The sequence below is a fragment of the Burkholderia thailandensis E264 genome (assembly GCF_000012365.1).
GTDB classification, from domain to species: Bacteria; Pseudomonadota; Gammaproteobacteria; order Burkholderiales; family Burkholderiaceae; genus Burkholderia; species Burkholderia thailandensis.
This window is the reverse complement of record NC_007650.1, coordinates 40152-59768: the sequence shown is the minus strand read 5'-3', so window position 1 is coordinate 59768 and position 19617 is coordinate 40152. Positions and strand designations below refer to the sequence as shown.

General features: G+C 66.0%; 18 protein-coding genes. 11 read left to right on the top strand and 7 right to left on the bottom strand.

The annotated features are described in order from the left end of the window. Positions 1–22 precede the first annotated feature (22 nt). The 10 genes from BTH_RS00310 (at position 23) to BTH_RS00265 (ending at position 11279) form a co-directional block, all read left to right on the top strand. Positions 23–532, top strand: a complete 510-nt coding sequence (locus BTH_RS00310; protein ID WP_025370040.1) for a hypothetical protein — start codon at positions 23–25, stop codon at positions 530–532. 307 nt (positions 533–839) lie between these two features. After that, positions 840–1175: an ArsR/SmtB family transcription factor gene (locus BTH_RS00305; protein WP_043037697.1), complete on the top strand. Its 336-nt coding sequence runs from the start codon at positions 840–842 to the stop codon at positions 1173–1175. 375 nt (positions 1176–1550) lie between these two features. Continuing rightward, complete coding sequence (locus tag BTH_RS00300) at positions 1551–2624, top strand: efflux RND transporter periplasmic adaptor subunit (protein ID WP_009894611.1); 1074 nt, start codon at positions 1551–1553, stop codon at positions 2622–2624. Positions 2625–2645: 21 nt separating this feature from the next. Continuing rightward, the gene (locus BTH_RS00295; protein WP_009894609.1) at positions 2646–5849 is read left to right on the top strand and encodes an efflux RND transporter permease subunit; all 3204 of its coding nucleotides are present in this window, start codon (positions 2646–2648) and stop codon (positions 5847–5849) included. Positions 5850–5859: 10 nt separating this feature from the next. After that, entirely contained in the window at positions 5860–6069 is a 210-nt protein-coding gene (locus BTH_RS00290; RefSeq protein ID WP_009894607.1) for a YgaP family membrane protein, read from the top strand. 28 nt (positions 6070–6097) lie between these two features. Continuing rightward, the gene (locus tag BTH_RS00285; protein ID WP_009894605.1) at positions 6098–7480 is read left to right on the top strand and encodes a TolC family protein; all 1383 of its coding nucleotides are present in this window, start codon (positions 6098–6100) and stop codon (positions 7478–7480) included. 91 nt (positions 7481–7571) lie between these two features. Continuing rightward, the gene (locus BTH_RS00280) at positions 7572–8843 is read left to right on the top strand and encodes an NAD(P)/FAD-dependent oxidoreductase (RefSeq protein ID WP_011400768.1); all 1272 of its coding nucleotides are present in this window, start codon (positions 7572–7574) and stop codon (positions 8841–8843) included. A 61-nt stretch (positions 8844–8904) separates the two neighbouring features. Continuing rightward, a complete protein-coding gene (trxC, locus tag BTH_RS00275) occupies positions 8905–9333 on the top strand; it encodes a thioredoxin TrxC (protein ID WP_009894601.1) in 429 nt (142 codons plus the stop codon). A gap of 979 nt (positions 9334–10312) precedes the next feature. Then, positions 10313–10930, top strand: coding sequence for a LysE family translocator (locus BTH_RS00270; protein WP_009894599.1), 618 nt, complete (start codon positions 10313–10315; stop codon positions 10928–10930). Positions 10931–11030: 100 nt separating this feature from the next. Continuing rightward, positions 11031–11279, top strand: a complete 249-nt coding sequence (locus BTH_RS00265) for a hypothetical protein (RefSeq protein ID WP_009894598.1) — start codon at positions 11031–11033, stop codon at positions 11277–11279. Between the two features lie 61 nt (positions 11280–11340). Here BTH_RS00265 and BTH_RS00260 read toward each other — a convergent pair whose 3' ends face one another. From BTH_RS00260 to BTH_RS00230, 7 genes are all read right to left on the bottom strand, one after another. Beyond that, positions 11341–12699, bottom strand: a complete 1359-nt coding sequence (locus tag BTH_RS00260) for an MFS transporter (protein ID WP_009894597.1) — start codon at positions 12697–12699, stop codon at positions 11341–11343. Positions 12700–12866: 167 nt separating this feature from the next. Further along, positions 12867–13253 carry a 4-carboxymuconolactone decarboxylase gene (pcaC, locus tag BTH_RS00255; protein WP_009894596.1) on the bottom strand — a complete coding sequence of 129 codons (387 nt, stop codon included), beginning with the start codon at positions 13251–13253 and terminating at the stop codon, positions 12867–12869. A 15-nt stretch (positions 13254–13268) separates the two neighbouring features. After that, entirely contained in the window at positions 13269–14054 is a 786-nt protein-coding gene (gene pcaD, locus BTH_RS00250) for a 3-oxoadipate enol-lactonase (protein WP_009894595.1), read from the bottom strand. Between the two features lie 12 nt (positions 14055–14066). Then, a complete protein-coding gene (locus BTH_RS00245; protein ID WP_009894594.1) occupies positions 14067–15425 on the bottom strand; it encodes a 3-carboxy-cis,cis-muconate cycloisomerase in 1359 nt (452 codons plus the stop codon). Positions 15426–15563: 138 nt separating this feature from the next. Beyond that, positions 15564–16220 (bottom strand): CoA transferase subunit B, encoded by a 657-nt coding sequence (locus tag BTH_RS00240; protein WP_009894589.1) that lies wholly within the window; start codon positions 16218–16220, stop codon positions 15564–15566. Positions 16221–16238: 18 nt separating this feature from the next. Further along, on the bottom strand, positions 16239–16952 hold the full coding sequence (locus tag BTH_RS00235) for a 3-oxoacid CoA-transferase subunit A (RefSeq protein WP_009894587.1): 714 nt from the start codon (positions 16950–16952) through the stop codon (positions 16239–16241). A 208-nt stretch (positions 16953–17160) separates the two neighbouring features. Continuing rightward, the gene (locus tag BTH_RS00230; RefSeq protein ID WP_009894585.1) at positions 17161–18384 is read right to left on the bottom strand and encodes a 4-hydroxybenzoate 3-monooxygenase; all 1224 of its coding nucleotides are present in this window, start codon (positions 18382–18384) and stop codon (positions 17161–17163) included. Between the two features lie 208 nt (positions 18385–18592). Here BTH_RS00230 and BTH_RS00225 point away from each other — a divergent pair, with 208 nt between their 5' ends. After that, positions 18593–19516: a LysR family transcriptional regulator gene (locus BTH_RS00225; protein ID WP_009894583.1), complete on the top strand. Its 924-nt coding sequence runs from the start codon at positions 18593–18595 to the stop codon at positions 19514–19516. Positions 19517–19617 lie beyond the last annotated feature (101 nt).

Below are 19617 nucleotides of genomic sequence, written 5' to 3'. Positions count from 1 at the left end.
GCCGACTCCGAAGAGGATCATCATGAGACGGATCTACGTTATGTTGCCCGACACGCAGACGGCCAGATCGATCGTCGACGAACTGCTTCTCAAACGTATCGGGTGGCGCCACATTCATGTGCTCGCAAGCGACAAGGTTCCGCTCGAGGATCTCCCTGAAGCATCGATCGCGCAAAGCAGCGATCTGCGCCAAGCGCTTGCCCGCGGCGCGGCAGCCGGCGGCATCACCGGCGCGCTGGCGGGACTGGCCGCCATCGCCTCTCCGACCGCCGGGCTGACGATTGCCGGTGGCGCGGTCGTCGCATTGACGCTGGCTGGCGCGGGATTCGGCGCGTGGATGGGATCGATGATCGGTGTCAGCGTCCCGAGCTCGCGTCTGGAGCGGTTCAAGTCGGCGATCGAGCGCGGCGAGATTCTGATGATGGTCGACATGCCGCGGGATCGCGTCGAGGAAATCGACAACCTGATCAAGGGGCACCATCCGCACGCCAGTGTGGAGGGCGTCGACCCGACCATCCCCGGATTTCCTTGAAACGAGCGGCCCCGATCGCTCCCGTCGACGGGCGCCGCAGCCCCGTCGCGCGGGTGCCGCGGAATCGATGCGTGACAGATATGGGCGGGGCTCGTCGACTTGTCCGTCTCGCACTGGCCTCGCCTGCGATGCTGCCCTTGGCGACGATCGCGCGCGAACCGCCGTCCGGGCCGACTCGTGTGATGAAAAACGGCGTGCCCTGCATCCGCGACGGAATTGGTTCGATTCTGCGACGGCGAGCGGATATTCAGTCGCGCGGGCGAGCGGCGATCGAGCGGCAGCCGTCGCGCCAGCAAGGATGGAGCCCATGACCGTATCACTCCCGCCCCAGGCGCTCGCCATGCTGCGCGATTCCGCAGCGCAGGTTGCGTCGCTGCTCAAGGCGCTCGCACATCGCGACCGCCTGCTGCTGTTGTGCCAGCTCGCCGAAGGCGAGCGCAACGTGCAAGAGCTCGAGCATCGAGTCGGCGTTCATCAGCCCAGTCTTTCCCAGCATCTCGGCGTGCTGCGCGCAGAATCGATCGTTTCGGCGCGCCGCGACGGGAAATACGTCTACTATCGCCTTGCCGACGATGAGATCAGACAAATCATGAAGACCTTGTCGATGCTTCACCACTTCGGCCCTGCAAAGCAGCTTCACTAACGACGCCGGCGCCGGGCGACACCGGACAGTCGACGTGGTCGCTCGTTTGCGCGGCGGCGTCCCCACCGGCGAATCCGGCTCGAATGCACGCGTTCGTGCGCAGCGCCGTAGCGCGTTTCGCGCGAATAAACTGCCGCGAATCGGCCGTTGATCTGCGTCAAGCGCCCATTGCCGGTCCGATCCACTATTAATTCCAGGACATGGACCGGGTGATTGGCGGGGACCGGAACGCCCCCGCAGCCCGGCGGCCGTGCACGACCGGATCTCCGGCAGGCATCGGCGACGGGTTTCACCCGCAATGCCCGAAACAGCCGCTCACCGAGACGAACGCGTTTGCCGAGGCTCCCTATGCAGGTACGGCGCTGGACCATCGCAATGGTGCTTGCCCATGCGGCGCGCGCCGTCTCGCGCGTCAACATGCGAACCGGCGGACGAACGATCGTGTTCGCCTGCGCAATCGCGCTGCCGTTGCAATGGGCTCATGCACAGTCGCTCGCCACGCTCGTCGTCACGCCGACGACGCAATTCGATGAGTTCGTTTCCGAAGCTGTCGTCGAATCGGCCAGGCAAACGACCGTCGCCGCGCAGGTCGCCGGTCGCGTCACCGCGATTCAGGTCAAGGCGGGCGATCACGTCAACACCGGACAAATTCTCGTCACCGTCGACCAGCGCGCCACGGATCAACAACTCGCCGCGGTTCGTGCCCAAGTCAGCGCCGCACTGGCAGAAGCCCATGTCGCACAACGCGAGATGGAACGAACGAAGTACCTGTTCGACCGACAATACGTCAGCCAGGCCGCGCTCGATCGCGCGAGCGCGCGCTACAAGGCAGCAGCGGCAATCGCAAACGCTCGGCAGGCCGATGCCCGCGCGGCCGCGGTCGAACCGACACTGCGCAAGATCAGCGCGCCCTATCCGGCCGTGATCGCCAGCGTCAATGTCGAAATCGGATCGATGGCGATGCCGGGCATGCCGCTGCTCACGCTATTCGACCCCGCCGCGCTGCGAGCCGTGGCGACCGTACCGCAATCGCGCCTGCCGGCGCTGCGCGAGCGCGCCCCCGTCCGGATCGAACTGCCGGACCTGCCCGCCGCGACGCAATGGCAGACCGCAACGACCGTCACCGTTCTGCCGCTCACCGATCCGCAAAGCGATGCGGCCCAGGTACGCCTGAGCCTGCCCGCCTCGGCCGGCGACATTCGCCCCGGCATGTTCGCGCGCGCGTACTTTCCGATAGGCGACGCGCACCGGCGCCTGCTCGTTCCGCTGTCCGCGGTCGTACGCCGCACCGAAGTGACCGCGGTCTATGTCGTCGGAAACGATGGCCACGTCACGCTGCGACAGGTGCGCGTCGGCAAGGCGTTCGCCGGTCGGGTCGAAATCCTGGCCGGCCTGTCGCCAGGCGAGCGGATCGCGCTGGACGCGCTTGCGGCGGCCGGGCGGCAGTGATACCGACATGGAATCCATGCAATGAGCGCGCCTCGCCTCGGACTGTCCGGCAGCATCGCCGCCTTCTTCCAGCAAAACCGGATCACCCCCCTGATCGCGCTGGTGGCGCTCCTGCTCGGCCTGTTCGCAATGGTCATGACGCCACGCGAAGAGGAGCCGCAGATCAACGTCACGATGGCCAACGTGCTCGTGCCGTTTCCGGGCGCGAGCGCGCACGACGTCGAGCAAATGGTGGCCGGGCCCGCCGAGCAGGTGCTGTCGCGGATCAGCGGCATCGAGCACGTCATGTCGGTCTCGCGGCCGGGGCTCGCGGTGCTGACGGTTCAGTTCAAGGTCGGCGTGCCGCGCACCGAGGCGCTGGTCAGACTGTACGACACCGTGTTCTCGAATCAGGACTGGCTGCCGCGGAATCTCGGCGTGCTGCCCCCGCTGATCAAGCCGAAAGGCATCGACGACGTGCCGATCGTCGTGCTCACGCTCTACGGCACGCGGCCGGATGCCAATGCATTCGATCTGGAGCGCGTCGGTCATTCGATCGAGGCCGACCTCGAGCGCGTGCCCGGCACGCGGGAAGTCACGACGATGGGCGGCCCGCAACGCGCCGTCAACGTGCTGCTCGATCCCGGCCGCATGCGCGCTGCGCAGGTGACCGTCGACGATCTGCGCCGCGTGCTCGCCTCCGCCAACGCGGGGGCATCGGTCGGCGATCTCGTGCGTGACGACCGTGCCATCCATATCGAAAGCGGCCCGGTGCTCGCCGATGCGCGCGACGTCGGCAACGTGATCGTGGCCGTACATGACGGCCACCCCGTATCCGTCGGCGACGTGGCCGACGTGCGCGACGGCGCGCCCGCGCCCACCCGCTATGTCTGGGAAGGACTCGCCGGCGCGCATCCGGCCGAATACCCGGCCATCTCCGTCACGGTGACAAAGAAGCCGGGCGAGAATGCGGTCGCCGTCGCGAGGAACGTGCTCAAGCGAGTCGACACATTGCGCAATACCGTCATCCCGGGCGACGTGAAGATTGAAGTCGCGCGCGACTACGGCGTCACGGCCAACGCGAAAGCGCTGAAGCTGATCGAGAAGCTCGCCTTCGCCACCACATCGGTCGTCGTGCTGGTGCTCGTCGCGCTCGGCTGGCGCGAGGCGCTCGTGGTCGGTCTCGCGGTCGTCCTGACGCTCACCGCCACGCTGTTCGCATCGTGGGCGTGGGGCTTCACGCTGAATCGCGTCTCGCTGTTTGCATTGATTCTCGCGATCGGCATCCTCGTCGACGATGCAATCGTCGTCGTCGAGAACATTCACCGCCATCATCTGCTCGAACCGGACGCGCCGCTTGCATCGGTGATCCCGCGTGCGGTCGACGAAGTCGGTGGCCCGACGATACTCGCGACACTGACCGTGATCGCCGCGCTACTGCCGATGGCATTCGTCACGGGGCTCATGGGTCCGTACATGAGCCCGATACCGATCAACGCGAGCATGGGAATGGCGATCTCGCTGTCGGTCGCGTTCGTGGTGACGCCCTGGCTGTCCCGCATCTGGCTGGCGCAAGCGCGGCACGACGCGAAAGGCGGCTTGCACGCGAAGCTCGAACCGCTGTTCGGCAGGATCTTCGCGCCGTTCCTCGACGATGCGGCGGGCGCAAGGCACCGCAACCTGCTGTGGCTTGCCATTGCCGGCGCGATCGCGCTGTCGCTCACGTTGCCGGTGCTCCAGTGGGTCGTGCTGAAAATGCTGCCGTTCGACAACAAGTCCGAGTTCCAGATCGTCGTCGACATGCCGGCCGGCACGCCGCTCGAACGGACCGCCGCGGTTCTTCACGAGATGGGCGCGTACCTCGCGACCGTCCCGGAAGTGTCCACCTACCAGGCGTACGCAGGCCTGTCGGCCCCGATCAATTTCAATGGTCTCGTCCGCCAATACTATTTGCGCGCGGGCGGCAACGTGGGCGATATCCAGGTCAACCTGGTCGACCAGTCCAGGCGCCGGCGGCAAAGCCACGCGATCGCCACCGCCGTGAGACCGGCGCTCGAGCGCATCGCCGAACGCAGTGGCGCACGCGTGAAAGTGGTCGAAGTGCCGCCGGGGCCGCCGGTGCTCGCGCCCATCGTTGCCGAGGTGTACGGCACCGGGACGGACGAACGAAACCGCGTGGCACACGAGGTTCGTCGCGTATTCTCGACGACGCGCGGCGTCGTGGACGTCGACGACAGCACGGTTGCCGCGGCCCCGCAACGCGATTTCGATCTCGATCGCCGCAAGGCCGGCCTGCGCGGCGTCTCGCAGGCCGACGTCGCCCGCACGCTCAGGACGGGACTCACCGGTGACGACGTCACGTACCTTCACGACGGCAGCAAATACCCGGCCGCCGTCCGGCTCGCGTTGCCGGCCTCGCTCGAAGGCGACGCGTCCGCACTGCTGGCGCTGGCGGTCCGAGGCAGCGACGGTCAGTTGATTCCGCTGTCGGAGCTCGTGCGCGAGCGGAGCAGCCAGATCGAACAGCCGATTTACCACAAGGATCTGCTGCCCGTTACCTATGTCGTCGGCGACATGGCCGGCAGGATCGACAGCCCGCTGTACGGGATGTTCGAGATGCGCGGCCGCCTGTCGAAGCTCGCGACGCCCGGCGGCGGCCCGCTAGGCGAATGGTTCATTCGTCAGCCGGACGACCCGTACCGCTCGTTCGCGATCAAATGGGACGGCGAATGGCAGGTGACGTACGAAACCTTCCGGGACATGGGCATCGCCTATGCGGTCGGGCTCGTGCTGATCTATCTGCTCGTCGTCGCGGAATTCGGCTCCTACCTGACACCGTTGATCATCATGGCGCCGATCCCGTTGACGATCATCGGCGTGATGCCCGGCCACGCGTTGCTCGGCGCGCAGTTCACCGCGACGTCGATGATCGGCATGATCGCGCTCGCCGGCATCATCGTGCGCAACTCCATCCTGCTCGTCGACTTCGTGAACCTTCAGGTGACCGAGGGCGTCCCGTTCAAGGACGCGATCGTGCGATCCGCGGCCACGCGCGCGCAACCCATCCTGCTCACCGCATTCGCCGCGATGATCGGCGCGTTCTTCATCCTTGACGATCCGATCTTCAACGGCCTGGCGGTATCGCTGATTTTCGGAATCCTGGTATCGACGCTGCTCACGCTCGTCGTCATCCCGTTGCTCTACTACACCGCCTACCGGCGGCGTCCTCTTCCTGCCCATCGTTGAGGAGACGATCATGACATCCTGGCAGATCACGCGAATCATCGCAGGCATGCTGATCCTCGTTTCACTGGCCATCGGCGCGCCGTCCAGCCCGTTGTACGTGAGCAGCTGGTGGCTCTGGCTGACCGTCTTCGTCGGCGCGAACCTGATGCAGAGCGGCTTCACGCAATGGTGTCCGATGGAGATCTTCATGCGCAAGCTCGGCTTGAAGGGCGGCGCCTGACCGCCGGCGGCGAACCTGCCAGCTCACGATGGTGACGATCATGACGCGCGCCGCACGCCTGTTGGTTCTGCTCACGCTCGCCTGGATTCCGTTTGCCCGCGCGGAAACGGACCTGTTGGCCGCCGCGAAGGACGCACTTGCTCACGATCCCGCCTACGCGGCGGCGCTCGCCCAGCGTCAGGCCGACGCCACCAAGCGCCGGCAGGGGCACGCAGGTTTCCTGCCCCAGATCCTGGCGACCGGAAACGTTCGTTACGGGACGGTCGATCAGGAAACCACCGGCGCACATTTCTCCGGCGGCGGCTTCGGCTCCAGCAACGGCATCGCTTTCGACACGCGCGCCGCCGGCGCGACAGGCGCCGGGTGGGCCATCACGATCAAGGAAAACCTGTTCAGCGCCGAACGAAACGCCGTCGCCGTCCAGATGAATGCGGCCGCAGACGCCGGCGACGCGCAACTGGCCAGCACGCGTCAATCCGTCATGCTTGAAGTCGCGCAAACCTACTTCGCCATCCTGCTCGCGGAAGACGACGTAGCCGCGCTGAACTCGACCAAGACTGCTGCGCTCGAAGCCCGCGATATCGCACGTGCGCGCTTCGAGGCCGGTGACGCGTCGATCACCGACGTCAGCGACGCCGAGGCGCGCGCGGACCTCGCGAACGCGCAGTTGGTCGCCGCGCAAACCGTGCTCGATCTGAAGCGAGCCGAACTTCACGACCTCACCGGCAATTCCGACACGGCGCTGCGCCACCTTGCTCAAACGTCCACGCTCGATTCCATCGATGCGGGCGACTTCGCCGACTGGCAGGCGCGCGCGATGACGGGCAATCCGCTGATCGCGCTGCGCAAGCTGGGCATGGAAAGCGCAAGGGCGGAGGCATCGAAGTATCGCCCCGGAGCCGGGACGACGGTCGATGCGTTTGCATCGTACATCGGCGACCGGACGAACGGCGCCGGATACGGCGGCAACAGTTCGATGCGCAGCAACAGCGCGGTTGTCGGCGTCATGGTCACCATTCCGCTGTATACGGGAGGCCTGCGCAATGCCAAGCGCGACGAAAGCGCGGCATTGCTTCGCAAAGCCGGGTTCGACGAGGAAACAGCGCGCATCGCAGTTGCGCGCGACGTCCGGCAGTCGTTTCTCGGCCTGCGCAGCGCATTGGCGCAAGTGGCCGCCCTCACGCTGGCGCTACGGTCGGCCGAACGGCAACTGAACGCGAACCAGACGGGATTCGAGGCAGGCGATCGTCCATCGATCGACGTCCTGAACGCGCAACAGGCGCTGTACACGACACGCCGGGATCTCGCGGCGGCCCGCTATCAGGTCGTGATGAACCGGTTGCGGCTCGCCGCCGCCGCCGGCGAGCTCGACGAGAAGCTGCTGGAACGGATCAACGGATATCTTCAATAGCCGCATTGCCGGCATTCCGATTTCAGGCAGCGGCGCGCGCCCTTTTTATCCGAACTGCTCTCAGAGGCATTCTGATTCAGGAGAAGACGACATGGCTCAAATCGTGATAGTAGGCGCAGGACTCGGTGGCCTGTCGATGTCCTTTGCGATGCGCAAGGCCGCTCGGACAGGCGACACGGTGACGGTGCTGTCGGACAGCGCGCGATTCCATTTCGTGCCGTCGAACCCGTGGGTGGCGGTCGGGTGGCGCAAGCGCGACGACATCTCAGTCGATCTGCGGCCAATACTGGAAAAACGAGGAATCGGCTTCGACGCCGGCGGCGTGAAGCGGATTCATCCGGAGCGAAACGAAGTCGAACTGGCAAGCGGCGAAACGGTTGCCTACGACTACCTGGTCATCGCGACGGGCCCCAAGCTCGCGTTCGACGAGATCGACGGGCTCGGTCCGCAGGCCAACACGCAATCGATCTGCCACATCGATCACGCGGAAGCCGCATCGACCTCCTGGAATGCGTTCGTCCAGAACCCCGGGCCCGTGCTGGTTGGCGCCGTACAAGGCGCGTCGTGCTTCGGACCGGTCTATGAGCACGCGATGATCATGGACACCGATCTTCGCCGACGCAAGATCCGCGACCGCGTGCCCATGACGCTCATTACCCCCGAACCTTACGTCGGCCATCTGGGGCTTGGCGGAGTCGGAGACTCGAAAGGCATGCTCGAGTCGACATTGCGTGAGCACGACATCAAATGGATCTGCAACGCGAAAACGACTCGCGTAGCGCCGAACACACTGTATGCCACCGAACTCGACGATCTCGGGCACGAGCGGCGCACGCACGAACTGCCGTTCAGCTACTGCATGATGCTGCCTGCCTTCAAGGGTGTCGATGCGGTGGCCGGCATCGGCGATTTGACCAATCCGCGCGGCTTCGTGCTGATCGACGAATTCCAGCGCAACCCGACGTACCGGAACGTGTATGCAGTGGGCGTGTGCGTCGCGATCGCACCGCTCGAGTCCACGCCGGTTCCGACCGGCGTGCCCAAAACCGGATTCATGATCGAATCGATGGTGCATGCCGCGGCGGAGAACATCCGTGCATCCCTCGACGGTCACGAACCCTCGGCGCGCGCGACATGGAATGCAATCTGTCTGGCGGATTTCGGCGATCGCGGGATCGCGTTCGTCGCACTTCCGCAGATACCGCCGCGCAATCTGAACTGGTCGAGCGAGGGAAAATGGGTGCACGCGGCCAAAATCGCGTTCGAGAAGTATTTTCTCCATCGTATGAGAACCGGCGCGACCGAGCCGGCATATGAGCGTCTGCTGCTCGACATGCTGGGCATCAGGAAGCTGAAGCACTGATCGGAACGCATTCGTCGCGAGCGGTGATCGTCCGTCGACTCGCGCACGAGGAGAAAACGATATGCATATCGTCTGCAGTCACTGCTTCGCGATCAATCGGCTCGATGCCGACCGCCTCGGCGAACATCCGCTGTGCGGCACATGCGGCTCGCCGTTGTTGACGGGCGAGCCTGCCAACCTCGACGAGCGCCATTTCGCGACGTTCGTGGGCAGGAACGACCTGCCAGTCGTGGTGGACTTCTGGGCCAACTGGTGCGGGCCATGCCACGCGATGACGCCGCAATTCGCGGCTGCCGCCAAGCTTCTAACGGGCTCGGTGATGTTCGCCAAGGTCGAGACGGATCACGCGCAACGCATTTCCGCGCAATACCAGATTCGCTCGATCCCGACCGTGATTCTGTTTCTCAACGGCGTCGAGAGCAGCCGCCGCACCGGCGCCATGTCCAGCCAGCAGATCACTCAGTGGGTACGCTCGGTCCAGCCGCGTTGACAACGGCGCGCAGAAGCTCGATCGCACATCGGAGGCCCTCGTCGATCTATATCGTTCGATTGAGAAGGGTCGCTGCCGGCACCGCGGTATCGACGCTGTCGAGCGTCGCGTCGCGCCGCCATGCCCGCTTTTGCCTGGGCATGGGAAACCCCATCTGCTTTCGGATCGTTCGCCTCGCGAATCGCCCCTTCAACGTGTTCTCGAAACCACGTGCCGTCGCCGTCATTCATGACCACCCTCACACTTCTGTGCGTCGTCAGAGAATGACTTTCCGGGCGCGGAAATTTGACGACACGCTGCATAGCGATTCCGAATCCCGGCCGCACCGGATTCGGTGGCCAGACTCAATTCGAGCACGTCCCCAGCTTGCCGCCCCTGGGCTGCCGGTGCGTTCCAGCGCGGCAGAATGCCGTCGCCGCGCCCATCAGGGGCGTCCTGAGTCCTGAATCTCGATGATCCAGTGCTTCGGGCTGGTCGCTTTGTTTCTCCATGAGATTTGCACGCCTGAGGACGTCGACGCCGCAGGGCAGTTGTATCCCCGCCGAACGAGGCGCTCGGAACGCAATTGCGTGCTACGCCGGGTTCGGTGTGCCGGCGGAGCATTGACCTCACCGTAAGTTCGCGCAGGCCAGCGTCAAATGTGAAATGGCGGTTGAGTGCCGCCAATGCTTCAGCAACGATACGGTGCCGTCGATCGAGCGTCGTGTCGGAAGCACCGTGACAAAACACTCTCCGGCCATTTCCCCGAAGATCGATGCAGGTCACATCCTTCACTCATGGAGTGCGCCCTTTATTCAAAAACAACATATCAAGACTGCGGACATCTTTTCCGAGAACCAGCACATCCGCCCACCAAACCGTCCGCCACCGCCCTATCCCGTACCGGCAACCATCTCCACAACTGTACCGGTACTGTACAGAATCCATCCACTACACTCCCTCCGTCACCTGTCATTTCGCAGACGAAGAGAGCATCACCATGGACTACCTCACCCTCAGCGCGCTGCCCGCCGGCATGCTCTTCGCGCTCGTCACGTCGATCACGCCCGGCCCGAACAACACGATGCTGCTCGCGTCGGGCGTCAACTTCGGCTTCCGTCGCACGCTGCCGCACATGCTTGGCATCAGCGCGGGCGTCGCAATCCTGATGCTATCGGTCGGCTTCGGCCTCGGCGAAGCGTTCAAGCGGCTCCCGTTGCTCTATACGCTGCTCGAAACCGCCAGCATCGTCTATCTGCTGTATCTCGCATGGCGTATCGGCACGTCGAGCGAAGTGCGCACTCACAACGGCAAGTCGCGTCCGATGACGTTCGTCGAAGCGATCGCGTTTCAATGGGTCAACCCGAAAGCGTGGATGATGGTGCTGACCGCCGCGACGACGATCCAGCTCTCGACGGACTATGGCCGCAACGCAGTCTGGATGGCGCTTGTATTCGTTTTCGTCGGCTTGCCGTGCATCAGCGTCTGGGCCGCGTTCGGCCAGGGTCTGCGCGGATTCCTGTCGAATCCGCGATGGCTGCGCGTGTTCAACGTCACGATGGCCGCGCTGCTCGTTCTGTCTCTGTATCCGATGTTCGCCAAGGTCACCGGTCACTGAGCGCTCGGCCCCGTTGTGATCCGATCCGGTAAAGCGTACGCTGTTCGTTCCGACGTCGGTTCGCCTCCCCCGCGAATCCGTCCCCGCCGGGAGAATGCTGATGAAGCCACTGCTGAAAGCAGGCGATCGGATCGAAGGCCTGCATTGGGTTGCCGAATACCGCCATCGCGCACACCTGATTCGCGTGCTGCGCGAGCGCGTCGAAGTGGGCACTTACGGCGCGCCGTCCGCACTGTTCGGCGACGAGGAAGAGATGGGCGCATCGACGCCCGCCGATCATCGCAGCCGCGAAGCCGCATTGCGCGCTTACCTGCGCCACTTCGCGAAAGTTCACGACGCAGAGGAATGACGGGGCGCGATCGCGCCGCCCCGTCGATCGCCGCGACGGCTCGCTCGCACCACCAATCCGGTCACGCCGCGCGCGTCGGCGCATTTGGCTGCGCGTCGCGCGACGCGGCCGTGCGCTTGACCATCAGCGCGCCCGCCGCGATCAGCGCCGGCACCGCGAGCATCGAAAAAATCGTGCCGAATCCGAACTGCGCCTGCAGCAGCAAGCCTCCCGAAAACGCTCCCAGAATCCCGCCGAAGCGCCCGACGCCGAGCATCCACGCGACGCCCGTCGCGCGTCCGCTCGTCGGATAGAACGCCGCCGCGAGCGCCGGCAGCGACGATTGCGCGCCATTCATGCAAATGCCCGCGACGAACACGACGGCCGCCAGCAGCGCAAGATGCCCGGCCTGCAGCCCGATCATCCAGACGAACAAGGCCGTCAGCGCATATGTGACCGCAATCACGCGATGCGGCTCGAAGCGGTCCATCAGCCAGCCGCACGCGATCGCGCCGACGCCGCCGCCGAGCGGAAACAGCGCGGTGACGAGCGCCGCGTCGCGCACCGTGAAGCCCGTGTCGCGAATCAGCGTCGGCAACCAGCTCGTCATCAGGTAATAAACGAGCAGCCCCATGAAGTAAGTGAGCCACAGCATCGCGGTGCCCGCGCGGTAGCGCGGTGACAGCACGACCGCCACGCCGGAGCGCCGCTGCTCGCCGCGCTCGTCGGGCAACACGAAGCGCACGCCGTCGAACGTCGCATCGGGCGCGATCCTGCGCAGCACTGCGGCGATCCGCTCGTGCGGCGCGCCGCGCAGCACCATGAAACGGATCGACTCGGGCAGCAGCGCGATCAGCAACGCAGCGAGCACGAGCGGCGCGGCGCCTCCGACGATGAACACGCTGCGCCATCCATGATCGGGAATCAACGCGGCGGCGACGAGGCCGCCCGCCGACGAGCCGAGCGTGAAGCCGCAGAACATCGTGTTGACGAGGAACGAACGTTTCGCGTGCGGCGCATACTCGGCCATCAGCGTCGTCGCGTTCGGCATCGCGGCGCCGAGGCCAAGCCCCGTCAACAGCCGCAGCACCGCGAGTTCCGTGACTGACTGCGTGAACGCGCAGCCGATGCTGAAGAGTCCGAACAGCACGACCGAGCCCACGAGCACGCGCTTGCGGCCGATCTTGTCGGCAAGCGGGCCCGCCGTGAGCGCACCGAGCGCAAGACCGACGAGCGCCGCGCTCATCACCGGCCCGAGCGCGGCCTTCGTCACGTGCCACTCCTGGCCAAGCGCGGGCGCGACAAAGCCGATCGCGGCGGTATCGAAGCCGTCCGCCGCGACGATCAGAAAACACAGGATCAGAATCAGCCACTGATAGGGCGAAAAACGCCGTTCGTCGATGAACTGCTGCACATCGAGCTGGCGCGCAAGGTGGGTCATGGGTGTCTCCGTTGGGGTTGCCGTCGACGCGTTCGCGTCCTGCGCCGATACGATGCCGGCGCGAGTCGTCGCGCACGGGCGGCAGCCGTTTTCAGCGCCGCCCGTGCGGTGTGCCATTTCGTGTTGCGTGTGTCTTGCGTGTCCCGCGTGTCCCGCATCGCGCGAATTCAGCTCGCCGCGTCTTCCTCGCCGAAGATGCGCTGCGCGAAATGGAACGCCGAATTCGCCGCGGGCACGCCGCAGTAGATCGCGGTTTGCAGCAGCACTTCCTTGATCTCGTCGCGCGTCACGCCGTTGTTCTTCGCCGCGCGCAGGTGCAGCGCAAGCTCCTCGCCGCGATTGAGCGCGACCATCATCGCGATCGTCAGCAGGCTGCGCGTGTGGCGAGGCAGGCCGTCGCGCGTCCAGATCTCACCCCACGCATAGCGCGTGATCAGGTTCTGGAAATCTTCCGTCAGCTCGGTGCGATTCTCGAGCGAGCGGTCGACGTGCGCATCGCCAAGCACCGCGCGGCGCACGTTCATGCCCGCTTCGTAACGTTGTTCGTCGTTCATATCGATGTGCTCGCGTCAGGCCGTCAGGAAATCGATCAGCATGCGATTGAAACCGTCCGCACATTCGATGTTCGAGATATGCGCACTGTCGAATTCGACATGCTGCGCGCCCGCGACCGACGCGGCGAGCGCGCGGCCCTGTTCCGGCGGCGTGGAGAGATCGTGCGCGCCCGTCACGACGAGCGTCGGCGCCGCGATTCCTTTCGCTTCGTCGCGCAGATCGGCGGCATTCAGCGCGTCGCAGTTCGCCGCGTAGCCGTCCTTGTCCGTGTGATTGAACGTGTCGCGAATCATGTCGACGAGGCGCGGCTCGCGCTCGAAGAACGCGGCCGTGAACCAGCGGGGCAGCACCGCGTCGGCAAGCGCCGCCATCCCTTCGGCGCGCGCCTTCTGCGCGCGCGGCCCCCATATTTCCGGCGAGCCGATTCTGGCCGACGTGTTCGACAGCACCACGCGATCGATGCGCCCCGCATGGCGCGCGGCGAGCGCCACGCCCGTCAGGCCGCCCATCGAGATGCCGCAGAAATGCGCACGTGCGACACCGACATGATCGAGAAGGCCGATCACGTCGCCCGCCAGTTGCGCGATCGTGTACGGGCCCGCCGGCGCGTCCGAATGGCCGTGACCGCGCGTGTCGTATCGCAGCAGATTGAAGTGCGCGGTCAGCGGGCCGATCTGCGGCGCCCACATCGACAGATCCGCGCCGAGCGAGTTCGAGAACACGAGCCACGGCGCGTCTGCACGCGCCGCGCGATCGATCCGGTAATGCAGCCGCACTCCATTGACTGAGGCGAAAGGCATGGGAATCTCTCCTTAATGGCGGCTCGCGTGGAGCGCGAGCACAGCGTCGACGTAGGCGTGCGCCTCGCCGACGTAATGAGCGGGGTCGAGCAACTGCCGCAGCGCATCCGGCGCGAGGTGCGCGGCGACGTCAGGGTCCGCGGCCAGCACGTCGTGCAGCGAACGGCCGCTGCGCACGGCTTCCTTCGATGCACGCTCGACGAGATGATGCGCATCGAGCCGGCCGACCTTGTCGCCGAGCGCGAGCATCACCGCTTCGCCGAGCACGAGGCCGTGCGTCGCGTCGAGGTTTTCGGCCAAGCGCCCGACGTCGACATCGAGCCCCCCGGCGATCTGCGCGACCTGCGCAAGCGCGCCGCCCGCGAGCCGCGCGAGTTCGGGCAATGCGTCCCACTCGGCTTGCCAGCCGCCGAGCGCGCGCTCGTGCTCCTGAACCATGCCGGCGAACACGGTCGACACGAGTCCCGGCGCGCGCACGGCAGCGGTCAGCACGGCAGCGCAGCCGACCGGATTGCGCTTGTGCGGCATCGTCGACGAGCCGCCCTTGCCCGGCGCGGCGGGCTCCGCGAGTTCGCCGATCTCCGTCTGCATCGACAGCGAAATGTCGCGCGCGATCTTGCCGAGCGTACCGATCAGCATCCCGAAGCAAGCGGCGGTCTCGGCGATCCGGTCGCGCTGCGTATGCCACGGCACGGCCGGCAGCGCGAGCCGAAGATCGTCCGCGAGCGCGCGCGCAACCGCGGGCGCCGCGCCGCGCAAGCTCGCGAGCGTGCCCGCCGCGCCGCCGAACTGCAATGCGAGCGCCCGCTCGCGCAACGCGGCGATGCGCTCGCGGTGACGAAGCAGCGCGTCGAGCCACTGCGCGAACTTCAATCCGAGCGTGATCGGCAGCGCCTGTTGCAGCCACGTGCGGCCGATCATCGGCGTCGCGCGGTGCGCGGCCGCGAGCGTCGCGAGCGTCGCGCACGTATCGCGCAGCAGCGGATCGAGCCAGTCGAGCGTGTCGCGCAGTTGCAGCACGGCGGCGGTATCGATGATGTCCTGGCTCGTCGCACCCCAGTGCACATACTTCGCCGCTTCGGCGTCGCGCGCCTTCACGCGCGCGGTCAGTTGCTTGACGAGCGGAATCGCGAGGTTGCCGCCGAGCGCCGCGTCGCGCGTCAGCGCTTGCGCGTCGAGCTCGCCGGCCGTGCACGCCGCCTCGATCGGCTGCACCGCGCTCGCCGGAATCACGCCGTTCGCGGCAAGCGCGCGCGCAAGCGCCGCTTCGACGTCGAGCATCCGCTGCAGCGTCGCGTGAGGCGACCAGATCCGGTTGAGCGGTTCGCTTCCACAAATGAGAGCGGTCAGGCGGGCGCTGTCTTCGAGCATGGGGTCGATCGAAAAAAACGAATTGCGCTTATTGTCCACCGAGGCGCCGTACGTTGCGCACTCGTCCGTTCGGCCAATCGCGGCGAGACGCCGAGGCGCCGGACGAAGCGAAAGCGAACGACGCCGCAAGCCGCCGCTTCACGCCGCGGCCCGCTGCGTCGCATCGACGAGCGGCACGCCCGTCAACTTCTGCAGCTCGTCGAACGAGAGATCGGCGAAGATCTCGCGCACGGCGAGGCCATCGCGCGTCACGTCGAGCACCGCGAGATCGGTGTAGATGCGATCGACGCAACGCACGCCCGTCACCGGGTACGTGCATTCGGCGACGATCTTGCTTTCTCCCTGCTTCGTCAGATGCTCCATCATCACGAACACCTGCTTCGCGCCGATCGCGAGATCCATCGCGCCGCCGACCGCGGGAATCGCGTCGGGCGCGCCCGTGTGCCAGTTCGCGAGATCGCCTTGCGCGGACACCTGGAACGCGCCGAGCACGCAATAGTCCAGATGGCCGCCGCGCATCATCGCGAACGAATCCGCATGATGAAAATACGCGCCGCCCGTGAGCAACGTCACGTGCTGCTTGCCGGCGTTGATCAGTTCGTCGTCCTCTTCGCCCGGCGCGGGGGCTGCGCCCATGCCGAGCAGGCCGTTCTCGCTGTGCAGGAAGATTTCCTTGCTCGGATCGAGATGGTTCGCGACGAGCGTCGGCACGCCGATGCCGAGGTTCACGTATGCGCCTTCGGGGATGTCTTGCGCGACGCGCTTCGCCATGTCGTCGCGGGTCAGTCGTTTCATCGTGTTCTCCTCGGGAATTCAGGCGGCGCTCGCGGCGCGCTCGGCAGCCAGCTCGGCCGCATGCGAGGCCTGCGGCACTTCGACGATGCGCTGCACGAAGATGCCGGGCGTCACGATGTGCTCCGGGTTCAGCGCGCCGAGCGGCACGACTTCCGACACCTGCACGATCGACGTCTTCGCGGCCGTCGCCATCACCGGCCCGAAATTGCGCGCGGTCTTCCGATAGACGAGGTTGCCCCAGCGATCGCCCTTGTACGCCTTCACGAGCGCGAAATCCGCATGGATCGGCGTTTCGAACACGTAGTGCTTGCCGTCGATCACGCGCGTTTCCTTGCCTTCGGCAAGCTTCGTGCCGTAGCCCGTCGGCGAGAAGAAGCCGCCGATGCCCGCGCCCGCCGCGCGAATCCGCTCGGCGAGATTGCCTTGCGGCACTAGTTCGAGCTCGATCTCTCCCGCGCGATACAACGCGTCGAACACTTGCGAATCGGCCTGCCGCGGGAACGAGCAGATGATCTTGCGCACGCGCTTCGCCTTCAGCAGCGCGGCAAGGCCGGTCTCGCCGTTGCCGGCGTTATTGTTGACGATCGTCAGATCGCGCGCGCCTTGCTCGATCAGCGCGTCGATCAGCTCGGCGGGCATTCCGGCCGTGCCGAAGCCGCCGATCATGATCGTCGCGCCATCGTGGACATCGGCCACCGCCGAGCGAAGGGAATCGAAAATCTTGTTGACCATGTCTCTTCCTATGCGAATCCGCGCGCGCCGCCCGCTGCGGCACGCGTTCGCGCGAAAGGCTGCGCGCTTCGCCGGGCGATCCGATTTGTTCGAATTGCGAACTCAGATTCGATTAGCGAACGGTTTGCCGATCATAGAGGCGCGTGCGCACGATTGTCAAGGCGACGCCCCGTTGGCCTCACCGCGCGCGGGTTGCGGCGTGATGCGCTCATGCGGCGGCGACCTCGTCGAACGACGGCGTGGCGTCCGGCGCATCATCGAACGGCAAGCCGACATAGTTCTCCGCGAGCGACTGCGCGGCCGCGCGCGAGCGCGTCACGTACTTGAGCTCGGCGAGCTTCAGCCGATTGACGAACGGCGAATCGTCGACCGACGGGTGCAGCATATTCGTCATGCAATACGAAAAGTGCTCGGCGCGCCATATCCGTTCCAGACAGGTTGACGAGTACGCGTCGAGCAAATCGTCGCGGCCGTCGCGGTAGCGCGCACCCAGCGCGCGCGACAGCGCCCGGACGTCGGCGACCGCGAGGTTCATTCCCTTCGCGCCCGTCGGCGGCACGATGTGCGCGGCGTCGCCCGCGAGAAAGAGCCTGCCGTACTGCATCGTCTCCGACACGAAGCTGCGCATCGGCGTCACGCTCTTCTGCGTGATGCGGCCTTCGTTCGGCGTCCAGCCGCCGTCGTTTTCGAAGCGTGTGCGCAGCTCCTCCCAGATCCGCGCATCCGGCCATTCGGCCAGGTTCTCGTCGGGCCGGCATTGCAGGTACAGTCGGGTGACGGTCGGCGAGCGCATCGAGAACAGCGCGAAGCCGCGTGCGTGATGCGCATAGACGAGCTCGTCGAGCGACGGCGCCGCGTCGGCAAGGATGCCGAGCCACGCATACGGATACACGCGCTCGAACGTGCGCAGCCGTTCGGCCGGAATCGCCCCGCGCGCGATGCCGTGAAAGCCGTCGCAGCCGGCAACATAGTCGCAATCGATCCGGTCGGCGCGTCCGTCCGCATGCGTGAACGTCACCGATGGCCGACCGGTCGCGACGTCGTGCAGCGCGACGTCGCGCACGTCGAAATGGATCGGCTGGCCGTGCTCGAGCGCGGCCGCGATCAGGTCGCGCACGACTTCGTGCTGGCTGTAGACGGTGATCGCGCGGCCGGGCGTCAGCTCACCGAAGTCGATCCGGTGGCGGCGGCCGTCGAACAGCAGTTCGATGCCGCGATGAACGAGCCCCTCGCGCCGCATCCGCGCACCCAGGCCCGCTTCGTTCAACGTGTCGACGGTGCCTTGCTCGAGCACGCCGGCGCGAATCCGGTTCTCGCAGTATTCGCGCGAACGCGCTTCGAGCACGACGGAGTCGACGCCTTGCTGACGCAGCAGATGGGAAAGCAGCAGCCCGGACGGGCCAGCGCCGATGATCGCGACTTGCGTGCGCATTGTTCGTCTCCTGTATCGGCCGAAATTGGCGCTCATGGCGGCCGAAGCCGGCGCTTCAGCACTGACTTCGGCCCCACGCCGCGCGTCCCGGCCCGTTGAAATGTGAACATTGATTCGAATAGCGAACAGATTGTCAGCGCTATCCCGACTATGCGACAACGCAATTCAGGAGATAACTTGTATACAGATATCCCATAGTAGTGACGCGATGCCTGATCTCGATCTGAACCTGATTCCTTATCTGGTCGCCCTCAACGAGACGCGCAACGTGAGCCGCGCGGGCGAGTTGCTCGGCGTGAGCCAACCGCGTGTCAGCGCCGCGCTCGGGCGGCTGCGCGAGCACTTCGGCGATCCGCTGTTCGTGCGGACCTCGCGCGGCATGGAGCCGACGCCTCGCGCGCTCGCGCTGATTCCGGCCGCGCGCGACGCGCTCGCGAGCATCGAGCGCGGCCTGGGCGCGCCGCACGATTTCGATCCGGCGAAGAGCGCGCGCACGTTCTCGATCGCGTTGTCCGACGTCGGCGAGATCGTGTTCCTGCCGAGGCTGCTGCAAGCGTTCGCGGACCGCGCGCCGCAGGCGAACCTGCGTTCGGTATCGCTGTCGCACGCGGAAGTCGCGCATGCGCTCGAGGACGGCGGCATCGACCTCGCGGTCGGCTACTTTCCGGATCTCGGCGGCACGAACATCTTTCAGCAGCGGCTCTTCACGCACCGTTTCATCTGCCTGCTGCGGCGCGGCCATCCGCTCGCCGAGCGGCCGCTCACGCTCGAGCGGTTCCTCGCGTGCGGCCATGCGGTCGTGCGCGCGGAAGGCCGCAGCCAGGAAGTGCTCGAGCAGTATCTGGCGAAGCGGCGGCTCGCGCGGCGGGCGGTGCTTGAAACGCCGCATTTCATGAGCCTGCCGTTCATCCTGAGCCGCACCGATCTGATCGCGACCGTCCCGCACGCGATCGGCTATGCGTACGCGACCGAGCACGCGTCGATCACGCTCGTCGAGCCGCCGCTGCCGTTGCCGCGCTTCGACCTAAAGCAGCACTGGCACCGCAAGTTCCATAACGATCCGAGCATTGCGTGGCTGCGCAGCGTCGTTGCCGAGCTGTTCAACGATGCGCTCGACGAATGGCCGAAGTGACGGCGGGCGCCGGCCGCGAGCGGCGCGTGCGCCAACGCACGCTCGTCGTTCGCAAACGCGAACCGCGGCGCACGCTTGCGGCGAAAGCATGAAACAATGAT

Bases quoted from the DNA above. Each gene is read 5' to 3' on its own strand.
- BTH_RS00310 (WP_025370040.1), top strand. From the start codon at position 23: ATGAGACGGATCTACGTTATGTTGCCCGACACGCAGACGGCCAGATCG.
- BTH_RS00305 (WP_043037697.1), top strand. From the start codon at position 840: ATGACCGTATCACTCCCGCCCCAGGCGCTCGCCATGCTGCGCGATTCC.
- BTH_RS00300 (WP_009894611.1), top strand. From the start codon at position 1,551: ATGGTGCTTGCCCATGCGGCGCGCGCCGTCTCGCGCGTCAACATGCGA.
- BTH_RS00295 (WP_009894609.1), top strand. From the start codon at position 2,646: ATGAGCGCGCCTCGCCTCGGACTGTCCGGCAGCATCGCCGCCTTCTTC.
- BTH_RS00290 (WP_009894607.1), top strand. From the start codon at position 5,860: ATGACATCCTGGCAGATCACGCGAATCATCGCAGGCATGCTGATCCTC.
- BTH_RS00285 (WP_009894605.1), top strand. From the start codon at position 6,098: ATGGTGACGATCATGACGCGCGCCGCACGCCTGTTGGTTCTGCTCACG.
- BTH_RS00280 (WP_011400768.1), top strand. From the start codon at position 7,572: ATGGCTCAAATCGTGATAGTAGGCGCAGGACTCGGTGGCCTGTCGATG.
- trxC (WP_009894601.1), top strand. From the start codon at position 8,905: ATGCATATCGTCTGCAGTCACTGCTTCGCGATCAATCGGCTCGATGCC.
- BTH_RS00270 (WP_009894599.1), top strand. From the start codon at position 10,313: ATGGACTACCTCACCCTCAGCGCGCTGCCCGCCGGCATGCTCTTCGCG.
- BTH_RS00265 (WP_009894598.1), top strand. From the start codon at position 11,031: ATGAAGCCACTGCTGAAAGCAGGCGATCGGATCGAAGGCCTGCATTGG.
- BTH_RS00260 (WP_009894597.1), bottom strand. From the start codon at position 12,699: ATGACCCACCTTGCGCGCCAGCTCGATGTGCAGCAGTTCATCGACGAA.
- pcaC (WP_009894596.1), bottom strand. From the start codon at position 13,253: ATGAACGACGAACAACGTTACGAAGCGGGCATGAACGTGCGCCGCGCG.
- pcaD (WP_009894595.1), bottom strand. From the start codon at position 14,054: ATGCCTTTCGCCTCAGTCAATGGAGTGCGGCTGCATTACCGGATCGAT.
- BTH_RS00245 (WP_009894594.1), bottom strand. From the start codon at position 15,425: ATGCTCGAAGACAGCGCCCGCCTGACCGCTCTCATTTGTGGAAGCGAA.
- BTH_RS00240 (WP_009894589.1), bottom strand. From the start codon at position 16,220: ATGAAACGACTGACCCGCGACGACATGGCGAAGCGCGTCGCGCAAGAC.
- BTH_RS00235 (WP_009894587.1), bottom strand. From the start codon at position 16,952: ATGGTCAACAAGATTTTCGATTCCCTTCGCTCGGCGGTGGCCGATGTC.
- BTH_RS00230 (WP_009894585.1), bottom strand. From the start codon at position 18,384: ATGCGCACGCAAGTCGCGATCATCGGCGCTGGCCCGTCCGGGCTGCTG.
- BTH_RS00225 (WP_009894583.1), top strand. From the start codon at position 18,593: ATGCCTGATCTCGATCTGAACCTGATTCCTTATCTGGTCGCCCTCAAC.